General features: G+C 40.1%; 15 protein-coding genes. 6 read left to right on the top strand and 9 right to left on the bottom strand.

The features are described from left to right. Positions 1–323 precede the first annotated feature (323 nt). Together PO903_RS06675 and PO903_RS06670 are read right to left on the bottom strand one after the other, a co-directional pair. A complete protein-coding gene (locus tag PO903_RS06675; protein ID WP_273592943.1) occupies positions 324–2,114 on the bottom strand; it encodes a cache domain-containing sensor histidine kinase in 1,791 nt (596 codons plus the stop codon). 182 nt (positions 2,115–2,296) lie between these two features. Then, a complete protein-coding gene (locus PO903_RS06670) occupies positions 2,297–3,874 on the bottom strand; it encodes a response regulator transcription factor (protein ID WP_273592942.1) in 1,578 nt (525 codons plus the stop codon). Between the two features lie 222 nt (positions 3,875–4,096). On the opposite strand from PO903_RS06670, the gene PO903_RS06665 reads away from it, so the two are divergent. Continuing rightward, complete coding sequence (locus PO903_RS06665; protein ID WP_273592941.1) at positions 4,097–4,531, top strand: DUF6843 domain-containing protein; 435 nt, start codon at positions 4,097–4,099, stop codon at positions 4,529–4,531. Between the two features lie 113 nt (positions 4,532–4,644). Here the strand turns inward: PO903_RS06665 and PO903_RS06660 are convergent, their stop codons facing one another. Then, the gene (locus PO903_RS06660; RefSeq protein WP_069329723.1) at positions 4,645–5,283 is read right to left on the bottom strand and encodes a LysE family translocator; all 639 of its coding nucleotides are present in this window, start codon (positions 5,281–5,283) and stop codon (positions 4,645–4,647) included. A gap of 150 nt (positions 5,284–5,433) precedes the next feature. Between PO903_RS06660 and PO903_RS06655 the strand changes: the two genes are divergently transcribed. The 4 genes from PO903_RS06655 (at position 5,434) to PO903_RS06640 (ending at position 11,738) form a co-directional block, all read left to right on the top strand. Further along, positions 5,434–5,982 carry a TetR/AcrR family transcriptional regulator gene (locus tag PO903_RS06655; protein WP_371748123.1) on the top strand — a complete coding sequence of 183 codons (549 nt, stop codon included), beginning with the start codon at positions 5,434–5,436 and terminating at the stop codon, positions 5,980–5,982. A 168-nt stretch (positions 5,983–6,150) separates the two neighbouring features. Beyond that, a complete protein-coding gene (locus PO903_RS06650; RefSeq protein WP_069329725.1) occupies positions 6,151–7,281 on the top strand; it encodes an MFS transporter in 1,131 nt (376 codons plus the stop codon). A 177-nt stretch (positions 7,282–7,458) separates the two neighbouring features. Beyond that, positions 7,459–8,715: a hypothetical protein gene (locus tag PO903_RS06645; RefSeq protein ID WP_273592940.1), complete on the top strand. Its 1,257-nt coding sequence runs from the start codon at positions 7,459–7,461 to the stop codon at positions 8,713–8,715. Further along, entirely contained in the window at positions 8,712–11,738 is a 3,027-nt protein-coding gene (locus PO903_RS06640; RefSeq protein WP_273592939.1) for a DEAD/DEAH box helicase, read from the top strand. Before PO903_RS06645 ends, PO903_RS06640 begins: the two co-directional genes overlap by 4 nt. 110 nt (positions 11,739–11,848) lie before the next feature. Here PO903_RS06640 and PO903_RS06635 read toward each other — a convergent pair whose 3' ends face one another. From PO903_RS06635 to PO903_RS06610, 6 genes are all read right to left on the bottom strand, one after another. Further along, on the bottom strand, positions 11,849–12,679 hold the full coding sequence (locus PO903_RS06635) for an endonuclease/exonuclease/phosphatase family protein (RefSeq protein WP_273592938.1): 831 nt from the start codon (positions 12,677–12,679) through the stop codon (positions 11,849–11,851). Positions 12,680–12,942: 263 nt separating this feature from the next. Continuing rightward, the gene (locus tag PO903_RS06630; RefSeq protein WP_273594627.1) at positions 12,943–14,151 is read right to left on the bottom strand and encodes a family 8 glycosyl hydrolase; all 1,209 of its coding nucleotides are present in this window, start codon (positions 14,149–14,151) and stop codon (positions 12,943–12,945) included. A 164-nt stretch (positions 14,152–14,315) separates the two neighbouring features. Beyond that, on the bottom strand, positions 14,316–15,647 hold the full coding sequence (locus tag PO903_RS06625) for a 6-phospho-beta-glucosidase (protein WP_273592937.1): 1,332 nt from the start codon (positions 15,645–15,647) through the stop codon (positions 14,316–14,318). A gap of 66 nt (positions 15,648–15,713) precedes the next feature. Then, entirely contained in the window at positions 15,714–16,715 is a 1,002-nt protein-coding gene (locus tag PO903_RS06620; RefSeq protein ID WP_273592936.1) for an N-acetylglucosamine kinase, read from the bottom strand. A gap of 12 nt (positions 16,716–16,727) precedes the next feature. Beyond that, positions 16,728–17,726, bottom strand: a complete 999-nt coding sequence (locus PO903_RS06615) for a LacI family DNA-binding transcriptional regulator (protein WP_069329734.1) — start codon at positions 17,724–17,726, stop codon at positions 16,728–16,730. Positions 17,727–18,444: 718 nt separating this feature from the next. Continuing rightward, positions 18,445–19,107, bottom strand: a complete 663-nt coding sequence (locus tag PO903_RS06610) for a peptide-methionine (S)-S-oxide reductase MsrA (RefSeq protein ID WP_273592935.1) — start codon at positions 19,105–19,107, stop codon at positions 18,445–18,447. A 148-nt stretch (positions 19,108–19,255) separates the two neighbouring features. Between PO903_RS06610 and PO903_RS06605 the strand changes: the two genes are divergently transcribed. Next, entirely contained in the window at positions 19,256–20,761 is a 1,506-nt protein-coding gene (locus tag PO903_RS06605; RefSeq protein ID WP_273592934.1) for an FAD-dependent oxidoreductase, read from the top strand. The last annotated feature ends 243 nt before the right edge of the window (positions 20,762–21,004 follow it).

The following is a 21,004-nucleotide window of genomic DNA, read 5'->3' as shown; positions in this document are numbered from 1 at the left end:
CGGGGATAGCTTATTTAGAGCACCAATTTGAATGTTGGGGAGCGGGGGGCAGGAAAGAATGAGGATTAGAATAGATTGGAATGGCTTGGTGAATATATAGCTATCTTGAATTTGTGCCTACTATATATAGAAAGATCGAGTTAAGTTTATGGATTAAATACTTGGTGTTTTTAAAATAGGAATATTTATAGATTGTTTCATTATAAATAGAAGAAAGGTAGGCGTTTATTTCTAAGTGTCTACCTTTCTTCTATTTACAAAAGACATCTCTTATACCGTTTAGAACACGGGATATGGTAGATGTCTTTTGTATTTTTTATAGGTTATTGTTGTTCTAAAATTAACGGCATGGTGATTTTAACTTTGGTGCCTTCGCCTTTGGTACTGGAAATGGTCACGCCGTATTGTTCGCCGTAAAGCAGTGTGATGCGGTTGTGGACATTTTGGATGCCGATGCCGGTGAATAATTGACGTTTGCTTTTCGGATTCGGTAGCGGGTTCTGTTCGCCTACCTCAGAAAGACCGTCCATGCCGTCTCCATTGTCGACCACTTCGCAGGTCAGTACACCATCGGATTGAGACACCATAATATAGATGATACCGTTTTGTTTTTCATTAAATGCATGGAAAAACGCATTTTCGATAAACGGTTGAATAATCAATTTGGGCACATGGTATTCCAGACAATCTGGAGAAACGAAATAATTTACTTGTACGCGTTGTCCATACCGCACATGGTTGATAAATACGTAGTTTTTCATATTACCCAGCTCTTGTTCAATCGTGATCGTTTCACTGACATTACTGATTGTATTTTGCAATAATGAAATCAGTGCATTGATCGTCTCCGCAGCTGTTTCTTTGTTTCCTTTTTGCACTAGGATTTTGATCGAAGCAAGCGTATTATACAGGAAATGCGGATTGATCTGTCGTTGTAATGCAGCTAACTCTGCATTCCGTTGATCTTTTTGCGTCTGAATTAAACGTTCGATATAATCATTCAGTTCATCCAGCATATAGTTATACGCTCGGCCCAACTCCTGAACTTCATAACTTCCACTCACTTGAATATAATTATCAAAATTTTTCTCCGTAATCGTAGACATCTGCTTCACCAGACGGGTCAATGATTGGGTCAATCGACGTGAAATTAAAAATACAATCAACAACGCTCCGCTGACAATCGCAATACAGATCAGTGCCACCGAACGCACATTGATAATCTGTCCAACGGCAAATTCCCGATCAACCAAATTAACCAGATAGAAATCATATTCAGGTACATAATTCGATAAAATAATATGATCTTTACCCATGACATCCGCATCCATATAATCCAGATGTTTTTTGTTAATCTGGGTCGCATAATTGAGGAGCTCCGGTGAAAAAGAACCAATCAGATCATCTCGATTACTCGATACAATCTGCCCACTCGCATTCAGAATCAGAACATCGTTTCCTGTACTAGTAAAATTACTATAAAAACGTTTGAATTCTCGCTCTTGAATGGCTATATAGATGGTTCCATACAGAAAGTTACTTGTACGCTCCATCAAAGCTTTGGAAGCAATAATATAATGCTCTGCCGGCTGATCAATAGCTGTTGATTCTTCATCATACTGATACATCAGCCGTCTCGGTTCAGCGATCGTATTCTTGGTAATCATACTTTCAGACAACGTATGCATTGGAATAGGCCAGTATCCATAATCGGAAGCATAACTTCTGCCATTCACTCCTATGACCGTTACGCCTACTTCATAAGCGTCTACATTTGATTTAATTTGCTTCATCTGTTGACCCATACTGAAATAAGAACTACCTGTAGCGATCGAATCGCCTTCACCGCTCGTTAAAAAGCTTTTGACGGTAGCCGTCTGAGAGGCATGGCTAACTGCATTTACAATCGAATCGTTAAACGACTCAAAGCTTGTTTTGATCTGATTCAACACTTTCGAGTTGGTGATACTGAATGTCTCGGCAAATAATCGCTCTGACATTCGAATCGTTACTAGCGAAGTCAACAAACAAACAGCAATGATACTGACCACCATAACAATAAACAATTTAAAAAACAGACCTTGCTGTTTGAAATTGTCGATACTTTTCTTCATACTCATTCCCTTTTCTTTAACCCATTCATTACATACTATAATAGTAAGATATTTTGCTACGCAAAAATCACTTTCTTATTGAACTGGGTCGCGCTTATATTGCCAAGCGCTTGATGTAAGATATTTTGCTTTGCAAAAATCACTTTTTCATTGAACTGGGTCGCGCTTATGGTGCCAAGCGCTTAACGCAAGTGTTTACGTCGGTATTGGCTTGGGGATAGTCCGGTTAGTTTTTTGAATACTTTGGTGAAATAACTAGGGTCGGAATAGCCTACTTTGCTACTGATATCTGCAATCGTGAACTCGTCTTCTTTTAACATGGCGGCGGCTTTTTCGACGCGGATTTTGTTCAAATACTCACTAAATCCTTCTTTATTATGCGTTGTGAAATAGCTGGATAAATAAGAAGGGTTAAAATGAAAATATTGGCCTAGCCCGGTCAGACTGAGCGACTCTGCAAAATGAATATCGATATACTCTAATAACTTTTTCATATTTGAGTTACTGTTCGGCTGTGTACGTGCTGCAATCTGCTGATCAACTACTAATAAAAAGCGATTTAGCAAATCGATTGCTTCATTAATGTGTTCGGCTTCGTTAATCTGTTTGAAATAGTTATATTTCTCAGCATCCAGTTGTTCAACATCATAATCCAGATTACCAAGCAGTGTAATAATATTGAATACAACATTACCTAGAAATGATTTCAACTCAAACGGAGTCGAGACATAGTTCCCCGACATCGCTGTGACATACTGGCGCAATTCTTGGAAAGCAAATTCAAAATGCTCTCGCTTCATCTCTTCAGCAAATTGCTTTAGGTTGAAAGCACCTTGTACTGCAACCGGTGGCGGAAGTTCAGATTCTAACATGAGTCTGCGATCCGGGAAATAAAAGCGATAGTCTAACAATTTCAAAATCTGTTGATGATACACTGGATCGATCTGCTCAAATGTATGAAAAGGACTACTCATCACCCAACCGATTTGTGGAGACTGAGCATGAATATCATCGGCTAATTGCTGAATAACGGTCACTAACGTTGAATATTGAGACTCTTCCAGATTCACCAGAAATACAATTAGACCGGAATCACTGACCGGTGCAGGTCGAAATACAATCGATGTTCCTAGCGATTCAAGCACTTCTGCCAGTCTCATTCCTAGAGTAGATAAGTGACTTTGTACAGCCGCAGACGTATGGTTGTTCGCAATATAACCGGAAGGCTGAACGCCGATCAGACAATAATGCTCATACGGGAAAGCTTGCTTGATCAGTTCTTGTCCATAATTCACTTCATACCCGGAGATCACTTTTTCTATAATATGATCAATCGACAATAACTCTTGATCATTATCTTCATTATATTGAAGAGAAGGAATACGACGTGCTGTCTTTTGTAGAACTTGCAACAACTCTTGCGTTTCTAACTTTGGCTTCAAAATATAATCAGCTACCCCACTTTGAAAAGTGGAACGTACGTAGCTAAATTCACCATAGCTGCTTAGTACAATGACTTCAATATGAGGATACCTTTGCTTCACAATTCGTGTGAATTCTTCGCCATCCATAATTGGCATGACGATATCGGTAATCACAATATGAGGTTGCAATTGATCTACCAGTTCGAGCGCTTCTTTTCCATTAGATGCTTCACCAACAATCTGAAATCCAAATTGTTCCCAGACCATATAGTGTTTAATTCCTTGTCTTACCAGAATTTCATCATCTACGATCAAAATTCTACACAGTTCTTTCATTATGACACTCCCTATATAACTCTACTGAAGACTACAAGAATCTTACAGAATACCATTTATGGTAGCGTTTTCAAACCTATAGTTTATTATTTATCTATTAGTATTTTTATGCTAACACAGAATAGAGAATCATGGGACAAAATATTTGAATATGATAATGATCAAGTCAGATAGCTATGACAATAAAGATATTATAAAAATAAATATAGAAAGAGGAAAACAATGAATAAAAAAATGGTATTTGGAGTTCTAGGTGTTATTGTTTTAATAGGTGCCAGTCTGTTCTTAATATTTAAAGAAGATCGTCAACAGTATATATTTTTGATTCCTGAAGGATATAAAGGCAAAGTAACTGTTACTTTTGATCAACCTGATGCAAGTCCGTTGGTATATGAAGGTAAATGGATTTTTTTTCAAGTTCCTTCTTCTGGGAATATTACGACTTCTGGCTCAAATGTAACAGGAACAATCGATTACTATTATGTAGATCAAGCAGGAAATCGTACAAAAATAGAAGATATTCCTAACGCAATTCAATATCTACACACTGAATCTGGTGGAAGTAAAAATAGTGCTAATCAGACTACCGAAATACCTGAGACCCTTTCTTTTTTTGTAGGCACTCCGCAAGAATATGATAATGATCGCAAATCCTAGAACTCCTCTTCCAAATCATCAAAACAGCCTAACGTGTTGGATGCACATTAGGCTGTTTCGAGAATTTCTGTATTGGATGATGTGAATTTCTTTTCAATACTGCTACATCTTATTTATTTGCGATCGAATGCCATTCTTGCTGCAAGTGCTGTTAGCACACTTGCCATGACCCAGCGCTGGATACTCATCCAAATCGGACGTTTACCGAACCATGATACCACTTGACTCGCTACCAGTATAATCAATAGATTAACGATAAAGCTGATGCTAATCTGAAGCAGGCCTAGAGTGGCACTCTGCATCAATACCGATCCCCGTGCAGGATCTATAAATTGTGGTAACAATGATACATACAATACGGCTGCTTTGGGGTTAAGTAAATTTGTCATAAATCCCATTATAAATAGCTTTTTAGGCGATTCGATCGCTAATGATTGAGGTTCCAGTATATTACGATCACTTCCACTTCCAGGACGAATCGCTTTCCACGCTAACCACAGCAAGTACACTGCTCCTGCCCATTTAATCATACTGTAGAGTATAGGAACTGTCAGAAATAACGCAGATAATCCCATCATGGTCGCTACAATATACACGACAAATGCGAGCATCACGCCGAACAAAGAAATCATGCCTGCTAACTTTCCTTGTGTTACCGAACGCGAAATCAAATAGATCATATTCGGTCCTGGCGCACATACCATCCCTAAAGCGACAGCGGCAAAAGCAATCATCGTTCCAAAACTAATCATGTCCGTCTCTCCTTTTTTTATAGTTTTGTGTATGTAAGATTGTTATACAGTATACGCTTTTGTAGTCAATTCGTTAACCTTTATGTAAGTGGTTTGACAATATCCTTCTTTTCCTTCACAATAAATATAATGATCGTTCTATATAAAGGAGTGTACCAATTGAGTAAAAAAAGAGAAACGTTACTGATTGTAGCTGAAAAGCTTTTTTATGAACATGGATTTCATGCGATTGGTCTGAAGCAGATTATTACAGAAGCAGATATTGCGATTATGACGCTCTACAACCATTTTGCTTCCAAAGATGAATTGATCGTAGAAGTGTTGAAGCGACGTGAGCAACAATATATGGAGTATCTGCATCGTTTTCTGACGGATGATCGTGAAGCTATTTTATTGAATTTGGCTAAAGGTCATGCGCAACGTTTAATGGATATTCAATCACGTGGATGTATGTTTTTACGGGCAAAAGAAGAATTTGCTGGTGATCCAACGCATCCAGTCGTACAGACTGTGAATCGTCATAAAGAAAATGTGATGAAATTTATCGAGCAATTGGACTCCTCCCTGACTTCGCAACAAATTTTACAATTTTCGCTGTTGTTAGAAGGATCTACTGCTCTGGCTGAGACAGAAGATACAGCCACCGTATGCGCCCAATTAATTGATATGACCGAAAAACTATTTGTACGTGCGGCTTAAACAAGTAAGTATTCTGTTATAGTCATACTATTGGCACCCAAGATCAATCATTTCTATCGGTTCAAAAGTATATCTGATCGCAGTGAGTATATAGATACTCACTTTTTATTTGAGCAAAAGTATAATGATCGTTCTATATATTTATAATACATAAAGGAGTGTTACCCTATGAACGCTAAAAAAATTATATTTCCCGGTATAGCGATGATCGCTGTTTGCTACACATTAGGCAGATACAGCTTTGGACTATTTCTACCTGAGATTTCTGCTTCTCTTTCTTTATCCACTACTGATGCAGGCTGGATCAGTTCAGTGATGTATATTGCATATTGTCTGGCATTATTAACGGCACCCTTTCTTATTCACAAATGGGGACATTATCAGGTAATCCGCTTATCTGGAATCAGTGTAGTGGTTGGGATTGCCGGTGTGGCTTTGGCGCCAAATACATTAATATTAACGATCAGTCTGTTCTTTGCTGGATTAAGTACAGGTTGGATATCCCCTGCTCTAGGCAATGCGGCTTCTACTGAACTTCCTGTTGCCGATCGGGATCGTGGAAATGTTTGGATCAATAGTGGAACAAGCTTTGGGATGGTGTTATCCGGTCCCATCGCTTTATTATTTACCGAATACTGGCGCTTAAGTTATGGACTATTCGCTATCATTGCTCTGATCACCCTATATTGGAATAGCAAAAATATACCGCATCGGCATCCTATTGCGTCTAGTACTAAAGATCAGCACCAATTCCAATTATTTCAGCCACACAGTCTAGCATTGTGTGTAGGTTCATTACTTATTGGAAGCAGTTCTGCAATATATTGGACGTTCTCGCGTAGCTTTTTGACGGTAGAACAAGGATTATCTTATACGACAGCGATCTGGTTTTGGATTGTGATGGGGATATCAGGTATGATTGCCGGTAGTTCTGGAAAATGGATCAATCGGCTTGGACTTTCTGCTTCGTATCGTCTGGGTATGTTTATGATGAGTATTGGAATCATAGTCCTTATTATCCCGTCTGTTGGATTTAACTTTGCTTCAGCTATCTTATTTGGAATTTCGTTTATCTTTTTAAGCTGTATCTGTATTGTGTGGTCTACTCGTGTCTATACCAAGCAACCTTCTATGGGGATCAGCCTTTCTTTTCTGATGATTGGTGCAGGGCAATTTGTAGGTGCTTTGATTGCGGGGAATGTGATTGATCTATTTTCATATTCGGTAGGATTTGTGATCTTTGCCGGACTCGGACTGGTCGGACTGTTGATTAAAATCAAAACAAATACCACTGCATAGTCAATCTCTTTATAGGAGTAAATACTTTATTTCTATAGAAGCAACGCATAATATAAAGACACTGAATAGTGTCTTTTTTTGTTGTGCAAGTTCTAGTTAGACTGTCTAGCTTTCTCTAGATCATGGTATAATAAAGAGATTCGTGAATAGAGAACCACGCTTAGGAGAATAGAGGATATGACGTTGATATTGGATATAAAGCAAGATATAGATCGTTCTGTACAACAGTGGCATGAGCAGTTTGCTGAAGATATCGTTCCACTGGGACAAGGGATTCGGAATGTGCAATATACGACAGAAGCGCTCGCTCTTATTTTCCAAAAAGGGTTGCCCGATGATGCGGTAGAACAGGCGTTATTTAAGCTTAATGCCTATCTGTATATGCTACAGATTGTTGTCCAACCTGTGCAAAATAAGCTGAGTCGCACAATGTCGTCACTTGGGTATCATACTCATCTGGCAGTAGCTGAATTGCAAAAATCTATCGAATCTCTTTTCGCAGAACCTTTACCTCTCACATCTGCTATGTCTACAGAACAACGTGAATGGTTAAGCGGTACACTCTCTTATATTCGTATCGAGATGCTTAGCGAATCACGCGATTCTTTTACATTTTTCAATAGCTATATACGGCTATGGATTAACTGGATCTTGCCAGTGTTAACTCATTCTATTGCAGATGATACCGAGCAACTATTACAAGCTGAAATGGAGCTACTTGAACGATTAGAACCGCGTTCCGGTCATTCGGCACTCAAGCAAGCATGGTGGTTAGCGCAAAGTTATGTTCAGTTTGAACGTGGCGCAGAGCAAGATGCAATATCTCTTGCTCTCATTCATACCGCAGCGACCAAGCAAGATTTTTATCCAGATCGTCTACCCGATTATTTGGAGCGTCTAACCAATCAATCGAATTGGACACGATTAGCGTATTGGCTGACTGAGCTTGCTGATGTATTACGCCAGCAACAATCTAATTTACAAGATTATGCACTTTATTGGGAACAAGTGATCACCCAACTACCAGAAGCCGAACCTCAAATGTGGACAGCACTGGAAAAATTATTACCTGTCGGCGGACGCATTTACGAGCAAAAATTGTTATCGTACGGGAAATGGCAATTATGGATGGATTATCAGTTGTCTGCGGGTAATGATCCTGCCAATTATAAAGTCACCGAACTGCAACCGCTCGAAAATAATGCACCAGAAATGTTACTTCCTTTTTACCATCAAGCGGTGGAACGACATATGGCACACAAAAACAGACAGGGCTATAAAGCCGCTGTCAAATTACTCAAACGTCTAGCTAAATTATACAAAAAAATAAAGCAAGAACCACGTTGGAATGACTTTATCGAGCAATTTGCTCAGCGAAATAGTCGTCTACGTGCGCTTCAAGAAGAATTGCGGAAAGGGAAGCTGATACCATGAGTCATTATCTTCAACACATCACTGTCCAAATGGGACTCAGCGAGTATGGCGATGCTCTAATCTATGGCTCCAAAGAAGCTTATGGATTCGTGCCTGCAACCTATCTCAAACATCTACTATTTGCATGGCATGAAGATTCTTTTTACGGAACAGAGTTAGAAGTAGAAGAAACACCCGAAGTGGAACTAATTGTGCTCCCTGCTGAACAGGTGATTCCGTATTTTGCATCAGCTCCTCTGCTTCATCATGTGCAGTGGAATTGGGAAGGCGAGACCGCTCAGATTCGGAAGTTGGCTCCCTATCTGGAACGTTGTCTGGAAGAACGTAAATATCTTCCCAGTCTAGCTTCATATCGGAAAGGGAAATTGCAATGGAGCTGGGATCAAGATGTGCTCTTAGAGTGGGCGCAAGAAGATGGGGCCGAACGTGAGATACGATCTTTGCTCAAAAATGCGTCTCAACTCCAATTTGTACAAGGATTACAAGCGGCATTCTCCGCTACTGTGTTCCGCCAATATTACAACAGCGAAGCAGAAGCCGCTGATCTAAGACGTGAATATCCGCAATTATTTGATCGCAATCAGAGTACAGCAGGGCTAGATGAAGAAACATGGCTGGTGTCGATCGGTTGGAAAAGCGATACAGCTCCTTTTCGCCCGGCACTTCAATTGCTGGAACCGGAAGATTCTAACAGTGGTTGGCGACTCCAATTTGTACTACAAGACAAAGCCGATGAAACGGTTCTTGTCCCTGTACAATTGGGAATTGACGGACATGTGACTGGTAAATGGCCTGAGCCATGGAATATTCATGTGCAAGATCGGGCTTCGGGCTGGCTCGAACATCTACGAGCCACTTTACCACGAGCCCAATTCGCCGAAACGTCTGATATTTTACAGCGTCCGATGAACAATGAAACCGCATGGCGCTTTTTGACTACAGAAAGTAATCGACTGCTTCAAGCAGGTTGGTTAGTGTTACTTCCTGCATGGTGGGAAGCGGCAAGGCGCAAAAAGCCTAAATTGCGTGCTAAAGTTAGCGAAGATAAAGAAAAACGGGACGGCAAATCCTTTTTCGGCTTAGATGCACTGATCGACTTTGATTGGCGGGTATCGATTGGAGATACAGATCTTTCGGAAGAAGAGTTTCTGGAACTAGCGGCTCGTAATGAACGATTGGTACTTTTCCGTGGACAATGGATTGCGCTTGATCCTGAGTTATTGGAACAGATCCGGCGAGCGATGAACGGGATCGATAAGCGACGTGGATTATCTTTTCAAGATGTATTGCAACTCCATCTGATGCGCCAGCATCGTGCGGCTCAAGTTGCCGAAGAAGAAGCGGTTGAGGAAGAAAGTACACGTGTAGAACTGGAAGTCGAATTGAATGAACATCTGACTTCTTTAATCGAAAAGATCAATCAGCAAGTGGATCTTCCACTCACTCCGATTCCAGCAGGACTACAGGCGCAATTGCGTCCTTATCAGCATGAAGGATATTCATGGTTATCTTTTCTAAGAAAATTCGGTCTGGGTGCTTGTCTGGCAGATGATATGGGGCTCGGTAAAACGGTGCAATTAATCACGTATTTACTGCATATTAAAGAACATGCAGGGATTGCTATTCATCAATTAGCCGAACAATTTCATCAGACCGAAGAAATGCAACAGATGCATCAAGAAACTATTTTCAGCCCAACTTCCCTTGTCATCTGTCCGACTTCTGTACTGGGGAACTGGCAAAAAGAAATCAGTCGCTTTGCACCTTCACTTACAGTAGCGCTCCATTATGGCAGTAAGCGCCGTTCAGGAGAAGAGTTCCAGCAGTTGATTGATCAGGCTGATGTTATTCTAACGTCATATGCAACAGCATCACTCGATCAAGAACTGCTTCAAAGTTATACATGGGCAACGATCTGTCTGGATGAAGCACAAAATATTAAAAATGCACAAACAAGGCAATCGCAAACGGTTCGTAGTCTATCCGCTATGCATCGAGTTGCGCTAACTGGTACACCGATCGAAAATAGATTGGCTGAATTATGGTCGATATATGACTTTATTACGCCAGGTTATCTAGGAACTGCTAAAGGATTTCAAGAACGGTTTAGCAATGCGATTGAAAAAGATCATGATGAAGAACGAACATTACATTTACAGCGTCTGGTTAAGCCATTTATGTTACGTCGTACCAAAAAAGATCCTAATATTCAATTGAATTTGCCTGAGAAAAATGAAATGAAAACCTATATTCATCTTACAGCTGAACAAGGAGTATTGTATGATCAAGCGGTCAATAGCTTAATGCAACAGATGAACGATCTGGATGGTATTAAGCGTAAAGGTGCCATCCTGTCTGCACTCACTCAGCTCAAACAACTGTGTGACCATCCGATTCTTGTGACCAAAGAAGCGTTGCCTGAACCGGAAAAAGGCAAACGGTTTAATACCGAAGCATGGGTCAGTCGGTCTGCCAAATTAGAGCGATTGCTGGCGATGGTCAAAGAATTACGTGAAGAAGGCGAACAATGTCTGATTTTCACCCAGTATATTGGGATGGGTCAGTTGATGCAAAAGATTTTGGAAGAAGAGTTACAGGAAAATGTATTATATCTAAATGGAAGTACATCCAAAACAGCGCGTGATCGGATGATCGAGCAGTTCCAAGCACCTGCTGTAGAAGGCGATTCCACCAAGCCGTCTGTGTTTATTTTATCGCTCAAAGCTGGTGGAGTCGGCCTAAATTTAACAGCTGCCAATCATGTGTTCCATGTGGATCGCTGGTGGAATCCTGCGGTCGAAAATCAAGCTACTGACCGTGCTTATCGTATGGGACAGACACGCGATGTCCAAGTGCACAAATTTATCTCACTCGGTACACTAGAAGAACGAATCGATGAAATGCTGGAAAGTAAGCAACAGCTAAGCGACAATGTGATTTCCAATTCAGAAGGCTGGATCACTGAACTGTCTAACGATGCGTTAAAAGACTTATTTGCGTTACGACGCGAATGGGCGGAATAATATCAGAAATAAAATAAGTACATCAAAAAAGAGACCTGCTAGTTGAGGTCTCTTTTTCTTACTATCTGAATGAACTATATTTTGGGGAATGTTCTATTATACTCATAGAATTACTCCAATTCTAACTCTACAGCCACTCCCAAATGATCCGATACTATCGCTCCGTTTACCCCATTCAATGCTACCGTAGAAGAATGAACAGGCAACGAGCGATTCGTTAAAATGTAATCGATCCGCAGATGGGTCGCATTATTTTCCCAACCAGCGATTGCTTTGACAACGGTATGCCCATCGTCTTTTACTTTGGCTAACGTATACGTATCGAACCAGCCTTTGCTCATTACATAGTCATAACCTTCATCTCGAATCTCGGCTACATTGTTCAGATCTCCCAACATGAAGATTAATTGATCTTGATACGGCGCTAATAACTCTTCTGTACGATCCCATTGTCCTCTGAAATGTTCTTCATCATGCCACCATCCATAATGTCCATCAGCTATCCATACTGGCTGTCCATTGATCTCCGTCTGCACCATTAACAAACGACGTGTACGGTAATTGTTATAGTCTTGTAGTTGCGAAACGAAATCATAACTGGCTTGTACGATCGGTGTACGGGTTAATATCGCTAATCCTTCATCATACGTATGTCTTGTCTGATGAGTGGGAACCCATGTCCAGTGATAGTCTGACGATAATTGTTGTAACAAGACATAGGCGAAATTATTTTGCCGAATCATCACATGAGCATCAGTAGCGTAATAACGTGACTCTCCTAAGATCACTTCATCTACAGCTGATTCACTCATGGATTGATTGACTTCTTGTAATGCAATAATATCGAACTGTTGTTGATTGATATAGTCTGCTAATTGACTGATTTTTTCTAATTGATTGGTCTCATGCCATGAGTGTGTGTTCAGTGTTAAACATTTCAATGATTGTCACCTGCTCCATCTATTCTCATTATATTGCTCCGGTTAATACTTTATCTCACTATACCATAATCCCAAATAGACATCTTAATGAGATACAGAAGTCATGATTTAGAAAAATACAAAATACAGCAAAAAACTCCAACCGATGCTTATTTAGCAAGGACTGAAGTTTTTTATGATGAACCTATCTCAATCAATCGTTAACTTGCATTTACGCTTGAACCCATCTTTGATGAGCTATCATCTAAGACTATCATCCAAGATCATACTCCTGCTGGCTTCCACCAGTTACCCGAAATAAATAACATACTAAGTAGGTTATACGAATCGCTAAAGTAACTTTCCTTGCTATTTTTCATCCAATCCCATCCTGTATTGACCCATGCTTGATGAGCATTATCAGTCACCCCTGCTGCGATAAATGGAGCCACAAAAACAGCCGTCGCATACGTACCTCGTGCTGTACCATTTAACTGATATCCATCTTTGATACTGGAAGGCTTGCCACTTGTTTTACCTTTGATCCAGACCGCCATTTTATTAGCTATCGTTTTGCCGCGAGTATCTCCATACATCGCATAATCCATTACGATCCGAAGCGGTACCCGAGAAGCGTTGTAATTGTATTCGTTGGTTTCTTTAAATTCATCCAAAAACCACTGTGGTGCAGGCTTGGCTGGATTGCCGACAACAAAGTCTGAAATCAACCCTGTACTAGGCGAATAGGCACTACTAAACTGAGTATATTTGCTATACAAATTGTTGATCACATTTAGCCATGTCTGATCTCCAGTCGCATCGTAAAAAGCATGAAAATGACTGAGCATCCAATCCGATGGCCGGGTGTCATAACTATTTTTGCTATCCCAATCGCCTAGATTAATTCCATTGTTAGAGGTGACATAACTGGACTTGATCGCACCAATCATTTTTTTCGCTTCAGCCAAGTAATTTACAGTTCCTGAAGAGCCCCACTGATCATGTGCTAGTAATAAAGAGTACGCAATATCCAGATCTCCATCGGTGGCTGAACCAAAATGACCTTGAGCAGCTACATCATCTGCTACTACCCAGCCCATCAGTGCAGGATTGCCTGAACTTTTATACGCTCTAGCTGTTTTGAATAGTCCATTGTAGATGGTTTGTGCATTCGTATCCTGTCCTGCCATAAGAGCCGTGATGACCATGCCATATCCTTGACCTTCTGATGTTCCTAGCGGTTCAAACCCTTCCGCATCGCCTGTAATATCACCTTGTACATAATAACCACCCGGCAAAGAAGATAAGTTGTTTTTGATATACGTAGATTTCCAGTAACTATAATAAGAAGCGACCGATTGATTCATCGAGGCTTGGGTCACATGATTGGGCTTGATGACCCCTGTATAATTGACTTGCTGTGGAAAAGGTTTCTTTTCATTCGCAGCATAAGCAGAAGTGGATACTCCAAACATTCCCAAGAACGAGATCATGAATAATACAACCACAAGGGAAAGACTTATTAAACGTGTTGCAATAGATACAGGCAATAGAGTACGCATGATAGTAATTCCTCCTTATCATAGGGTAGACTTTCATATTCTGAACTGGGTAAAGCTATCTAACATTTTTGATATTTAGATATTTTGAAATTTCCTTAAATCGTCTCTGCTACAGCTATATTCTCTTTTTGAAAAAATAAAGGTAGATAGGCTCGATTGGCTTCTAACATTTCATCGAGCATGTCTTTGGCAATCGCAATCGAAGGCACCAAAGGATGATGCACCATTGCTTGCAAAGCGACTTGACGATCTCCTGTCATCGCAGCTTGGATCGTTAATTGTTCATAGGTTTTGACGGCATGCATTAAGCCTTTAATAGGCTCGGGTACAGTTGACAATTGAATTGGTAACGGGCCATTTTGAGTCACGATACAGTTGACTTCAATACAAGCATCATGCGGTAAAAAATCTATCGTTCCTCGATTAGGAACATTCAGTGTCTGTATATCTCCTGTGCCATTGTGCAGAGAGCGCATCAGATTGACTGCCGCTTCTGAGTAGTAAGCGCCTCCACGTTGCTCCAATTGTTTTGGTTTTTCTTTCAACTCAGGATCTCGATACAGCTGGAATAATTCCTGTTCGACTTGCTGTACCACTTGAGCACGTGATCCTTCATTTTCAAAAGAAAGCAATTGATCTTCTAGCATTTGAGGTGTCATATAGAAATACTTGAGGTAATACGAAGGTAAAGCTTGTAAAGATAACAGGAAATCAGCATCCCAACCTTGCTGTGGAACATTAGCAGCTGCATATTGTTCGCGTTGTTCTAATAATTCTGTTAATTTCGGTTGCCCATCGACATCAATTCGGGTCACCCAGTGTAGATGATTCAGTCCTACAAATTCAGCATAGATCCGATCTGCTTCTACTTGATAGTGTGCTGTTAACCATTTGATTAGACCGATCGGTGCATTACATAAGCCAATACTGCGTACTTTACTATACTTATGGATCGCCTCAGTGACCATACCTGCTGGATTAGTAAAATTCAGCAACCATGCTTGTGGCGCTAACTCCTCGATATCCCGGCAAATCTCAAGCAATACTGGAATCGTTCGTAGCGCTTTCATCATTCCACCAGGGCCAGTCGTCTCCTGTCCGATCACTCCATATTGCAATGGAATACGTTCATCTACACTTCTCGCTTCTAACATACCTACTCGCATTTGTGTACTTACATAATCAGCATCTTTGATAGCTTCTCTTCGATTCGTTGTTAAATGTATCGTGATCGGCAATCCTGAAGCTTTAACCATGCGTTTAGCCAGTTCGCCAACGATATTTAACTTATGAAGTCCTTCTTCAATATCGACTAACCACAATTCACGAATCGGTAGATCATGATAATAGCGAATAAATCCTTCGACCAACTCTGGCGTATACGAAGAACCCCCGCCGATTACAGCTACCTTTAACCCTTTACTCATTCATGATCACATCCTGTATTTATAAAATAGTAGACATTGACGTGTGGTATCCTATGATGGTTGTAATTAAGATTGGATCGATCGCTCTGTGCCAGGCGCTGTATTCAAGCGTCCAATATCATGCAACTGCATATATACTTGTGGTGTAATATAACGTCCTGCTTGCTCCATAGCTCGTAATATCGCTCCGATCACAGGTTCAACTTCTAACTTAACTAATGAGGCATGTGGAGCAGATTGTTGTAGGGCTTGCTCGATCTGAGGGCGAATCCAACCCCGATCTCCACGTGTTAATAGGCTTCCAGCCATCACGACATCGAATGTTAACGTGTGCATAGCGAGTCGATGTATAATCGCTGTGATCGACTTTCCGATTTCCTGTCCTTGTTTGGTTAAAATGTCTAAAGCAACTCCATCTCCCCATGCAGCAGCGGTAAATAATAATTCTGCCGCACGTAAAGGCACGTCATAATCATGATCCAAATAATCGTGAAACAGTGTCTCTACATCTCTATAATTCAACATATCTAATAACAATTCTGTTAGCACCGTAGGATGCTCTCTTCCATCCCATGCTCGAATCACAGAACGAAAGACTTCGATACATAATGAGCCACCACCGCCGAAGTCTCCATACTTGTAATCGAATCCACCACACTGATAACTTTCGCCTGATGGATGAATACCCGCACTGTTCGTTCCTGTACCGCAGATCACAGCAATACCATATGGTTGCGTTGTTCCAGCACGAAGCCCTATCAGCGTATCCCCAACTAGATCATACTTTGCAAATCCAAGGCTACGAATCATCGGATGTAAAATAGCATAATCGGCTGGTCGATCGGCACCTGCTAAGCCAAAACAACTGGATGTTAATTGTTCACGTTGAATACCCGTTTGTTGTAATGCTTGTTCAATCGCAGATCCAATCTGTTCTCCAGCCAGTAATCCTGCTGTCTGATGATTCCCACCGCTAGCAAGTCCTTGTCCAAGCAACTGTCCTTGTTCATTGGTAATATAAGCAAGCGTTTTACTACCCCCTGCATCTATACCAAGGTAATAATCCAATATGAGTCACCTCTAATCCTGGTTACATTGTGCTGTAGATTGCCTTATAATCAATTCTGATTTTAATTTGAGTCCTGTCGTACGCTTACTCTGATTACTAATCTTACGCAAAATCATATCCGCCGCCGCCAGTCCAATCCGATCAGCCGGTTGTCTCATCGTCGTCAAAAAAGGACGCAATTGCGAAGCGATATTTTGATCGTCATATCCGACTACAGATATCTGCTCAGGTATACGAATACCTTCTTCCATGAGGGCATTGATCAGACCAATCGCAATATAATCATCCCCTGCAAAAACAGCTGTAGGCAGATTATTTTCTGCTAACCATTTTTTTGCAGTCTGATAACCGAAATCCATACTGTAATCCCCTTCGACAATCGCAAACGGTTCTAATTCTGCTTCTTGTAGAGCATCGATAAATCCTTGTCGGCGCTCTTTGGTACTCGTAAATACATCTAATCCACACAAATGAGCGATCTTTGTATGCCCCAATTCCAGAAGATGACGAGTCGCTTCATAACCACCGTTGTAATTGTCGACAGTGATCGCAGAAGCATTATTTTCAGACAACTGATTATCAATAAGTACATACGGAATATTACGCTTTTTCAATTCCGATACGAAACGTTCTTCTTCTACGGGAGATAATAGAATCAATCCATCTACCCGATCTTCTTGAATCAAATAATGACTTTCTTGATTGCCAAAGCTACGGGATACAGATACCGCTAAAAAATAACCTTGCAGAGCTAAAGCATCATTGATCTCTTTAGCAACAGCATCGAAAAAGGAATCTTGTAGCGTGGTAACAATCAACCCGATAATTCCTGTACGTCCACGAGCGAGTGAACGAGCCGCAGCACTTGGACGGTAATCTAACTCTTTAATCGCATCCATCACTTTTTGACGATTATTTTCTCGTACGGTTCCTGCACCATTGAGCACACGTGAAACGGTAACAACCGATAATCCTGATCTTTTAGCAACATCAAATATACTGGCTTTCATTTTGTATTCTCCTAATTGATGCCGTTTTTCGAAAGTAGGACATAGATATGCCAACTATTTAAAAAACGAACATCCTGTTTTTGCTCATTATACAGGATGATATAGGATAGGGACTACACTGCAATGCGCTAAATCGTTATTTCTTGTATGAATAAGCGTTTTTATTATATTGCACTGAACGACTAGATATAGATTTCTTTTCAACAATAGGAGCATCATGCTTGCGATCAGAAGACGGCTGTAGATGCTATCTTTCTTTTGAAGAGAGTCTATCTTTTCTGCTTCAACAAAAGTTATAACGCTTTAACTTTCGAAATAATAAACAATACACGCTAGATTAATATCTGGAATAAATCGTATTATTTTCACCTCCTATAGTTAATATCATTCTCCTATCACTTTTTACATTGAAGAATATAAATTCATAATTATGCATAACGATTGTGAAGGTATTCAAGAGATAAATAGTATTTCTCCACTTCTATGTTTCCACGAAACAAAACGATTTTATATAAGTTATAGCGCTTTAACTTTTTATATTGGAACTATCATAGATGATTTCAGACCTGATTACAAGCTTATTTTGACCACTTTATAAGCAAAATCGGTTAAAAATAAGCTCATTTCTGCCTTTTTATTATATATTTACCTTATTATGAGCGAAAAAGTTATCCATAATATCATAGCGATCGTTATCTAATATACGGTTTAGCAGTAATTATTGTTTTGATGAATATTGCTGAATCGATTCTAATATTTCATATTGTTGCCTTTTGGTAATATAGTTATATTCATTCTTTTGCACTTCTTGTATAAGTTCTACCTCAGATAAGTATCCTTTAACCCATGCATTTAATCGTGCACCTATCATTGAATGAAAAAGATTTTCTTGTGAATCTAAATGTTTTATCCCTTGCTTCAATAGCTCTGGTTTTCGTTGCAAATAATATTTCTGGTGGCGCTCTTCTGCTCGTGTGAAATCGGTATACGCTAAGATTTCTGTATGAAGCGATTGGGGTGCATATTGTTGTTGAACATGTACCATCATTTCATACTGCTCTATATTGCGATAAAAAAGAATCGACATATACTGTCTTCCTTTATATCCATTGATCGCTTCAGGACGATGATGAGTCCAAAAAGTATGAAGTAATTGTTCTAAAGATATCTGTTGCGGATGAAATGTAATCTCTATACTTTCCGAATGGTCTCCTAGATTACGGTATGTTGGATGCGTTGTAGTTCCTCCTGCATATCCGGTTGCCGTCTGGATCACACCGTTGAATTGTCCGAACAAAGCTTCAGGGCTCCAAAAGCATCCCATTGCTAACGTTAATTGCTCAGAGGATAAAGATAGATTGTCTGTTGATGTTGGATTCATTATGCTGTGCTCCTTTGCTCTATAGGTAGATATTTATATTTTGTAACCTTGCTGGCTCTCTTTTACAGTACACTAGAATAGATACGGCATTTTGCTTCAAGCCTTAATCCGTACAATGAAAATTATACATAAGGTGGTTATATCAACAGTGAAAAGACAGAAATCTTTACTTTTGTGGGGTCTATTACTTATCGTTATTATTGCACTTATTCCTGTAGGAATGAATCTATTCTCCGCATCTAATCCTACTCAGCAAGCATCTCCACCCGGTGAAACGACAACAGATTCTACATATGATTCAGCAGATATACCGACACCCCAACCTGCTACACCTACCATTTCCCAGACATACGATCTTGTAGTGATCGGTAGTGAAGTCGAAGGAATCTTAATGGCAAAAGCTGCACATGATGAAGGTCAAAAGGTGCTGATTATCGATCCACGGGAAAAGCCAGGGGGACAATTAATTCAAGGACAAATGCTTGTACTGGATGAACCCAATACAAACAAAAAGAAAAGTCTGGTACAAGGCGAAATGAAAAAGCTGTATAACGCTTATAATGCAGGCGATATCCGTACGGAAGAACAATTTACAGACTATTATAACAGCTTAATTCAAGGGATTCCGCTAGAAAGTGGGATTCAAATTGATCAGATTCAGCAAAGCGATACCGATGCTAACTATGCGATCACTTCATTAACGTACAAAACAAAAGATCAACAATCTCATACGATCGCAGCAAAATATTGGGTCGAAAATAGCGATTATAACGCATTAACGTCTAAGCTTCATGTCACTCGTATTCCAGGTGTAGAATCTATTTTCGGTGGCGATAAGCCTGAATATATGGCGGCGACTTATATGTTACGGTTCAAAGGGGTCGATTGGCTGAAGCTGCATAGTGCCACATTGTTAGATTATCCTTTGACTAATCTAGAAGCGAAATATGGAACAAATACGTATGTCGATTATGATTTTGGAACAGGCTTTAACAAAATCACAGAAAACTTCAAATCACTAGATCCACAGCTCAAATTGCGTGGCATCAACTCGACGTATCAGAAAGATGGTGATGTCATTATCAATGCGCTACTAATCTATGATGTCGATCCTGCGAATCCAGAATCTGTCCAAGCCGCTATAGCCAAAGGCAAAGCAGAAGCACCACGTGTATTAACGTTTCTCAAAGAAAATATTCCGGGTTATGAACATGCAGAGTTAAACGGGTTCCCGGATTACTTGTATATTCGAGACTACAATCGATTTGAAACAGATTATGTATTGCCTTACGAAGATGTGGTTGCTAGTAAAATGTTCTGGGATAATGTCAGTATTGGTGGGTATCCGATGGACATTCAAGGCACACGTTCTGTCCCAACCGGTAAAGGATACGGTAAACCTGATTTCTATGGGATTCCACTGCGTTCATTTGAGTTAAAGTCTTACGACAACGTTCTAGTCGCTGGTAAAAATATCGGTGCTTCGATCAAAGCTTATGGTAGCGCACGTATTACACCCACCACTGCACTTGCAGCCGAGACGATCGGCATTATTTTAGGGCATGAAACGAAAAAATTACGTGATCTAAATGAAGAAGATTTCAAACGGATTCATCAGTATTTGAGCGAAGATTATAATATTAAATTAGACTGAGTTAGGTTGGTTTTACACAAGGAAAATGTTCTGAGGGAAACCGCTTCAGCAAAAATATTGTTCTTGCCGTCGCTGTGTGGAGAGAATATTCTCAATATTGAAAACTGTTCTTGTAAAGAGGGTGGCATTGGCAACGTTGCTAATGTGGCTCTCTTTTTTTATTTTGGTAGTGGAGCTAAGCTTTTGAGGTAAGGATTGGTGAGTTTGAACAGGATTAGAGAAGTATTGGCATCATTAAAAAAA

The sequence above is a fragment of the Paenibacillus sp. PK4536 genome (assembly GCF_028594455.2).
Lineage (GTDB): Bacteria > Bacillota > Bacilli > Paenibacillales > Paenibacillaceae > Saccharibacillus > Saccharibacillus nuruki.
The sequence above is the reverse complement of the archived record's forward strand: the minus strand, read 5'-3'. Positions and strand labels throughout refer to the sequence as shown.

What these genes read in the sequence shown, in the direction of transcription:
- PO903_RS06650 (WP_069329725.1), top strand. Translation starts at nt 6,151, where the DNA reads ATGAACGCTAAAAAAATTATATTTCCCGGTATAGCGATGATCGCTGTT.
- PO903_RS06615 (WP_069329734.1), bottom strand. Translation starts at nt 17,726, where the DNA reads ATGAAAGCCAGTATATTTGATGTTGCTAAAAGATCAGGATTATCGGTT.
- PO903_RS06625 (WP_273592937.1), bottom strand. Translation starts at nt 15,647, where the DNA reads ATGAGTAAAGGGTTAAAGGTAGCTGTAATCGGCGGGGGTTCTTCGTAT.
- PO903_RS06610 (WP_273592935.1), bottom strand. Translation starts at nt 19,107, where the DNA reads ATGAATCCAACATCAACAGACAATCTATCTTTATCCTCTGAGCAATTA.
- PO903_RS06670 (WP_273592942.1), bottom strand. Translation starts at nt 3,874, where the DNA reads ATGAAAGAACTGTGTAGAATTTTGATCGTAGATGATGAAATTCTGGTA.
- PO903_RS06630 (WP_273594627.1), bottom strand. Translation starts at nt 14,151, where the DNA reads ATGATCTCGTTCTTGGGAATGTTTGGAGTATCCACTTCTGCTTATGCT.
- PO903_RS06645 (WP_273592940.1), top strand. Translation starts at nt 7,459, where the DNA reads ATGACGTTGATATTGGATATAAAGCAAGATATAGATCGTTCTGTACAA.
- PO903_RS06665 (WP_273592941.1), top strand. Translation starts at nt 4,097, where the DNA reads ATGAATAAAAAAATGGTATTTGGAGTTCTAGGTGTTATTGTTTTAATA.
- PO903_RS06660 (WP_069329723.1), bottom strand. Translation starts at nt 5,283, where the DNA reads ATGATTAGTTTTGGAACGATGATTGCTTTTGCCGCTGTCGCTTTAGGG.
- PO903_RS06675 (WP_273592943.1), bottom strand. Translation starts at nt 2,114, where the DNA reads ATGAAGAAAAGTATCGACAATTTCAAACAGCAAGGTCTGTTTTTTAAA.
- PO903_RS06640 (WP_273592939.1), top strand. Translation starts at nt 8,712, where the DNA reads ATGAGTCATTATCTTCAACACATCACTGTCCAAATGGGACTCAGCGAG.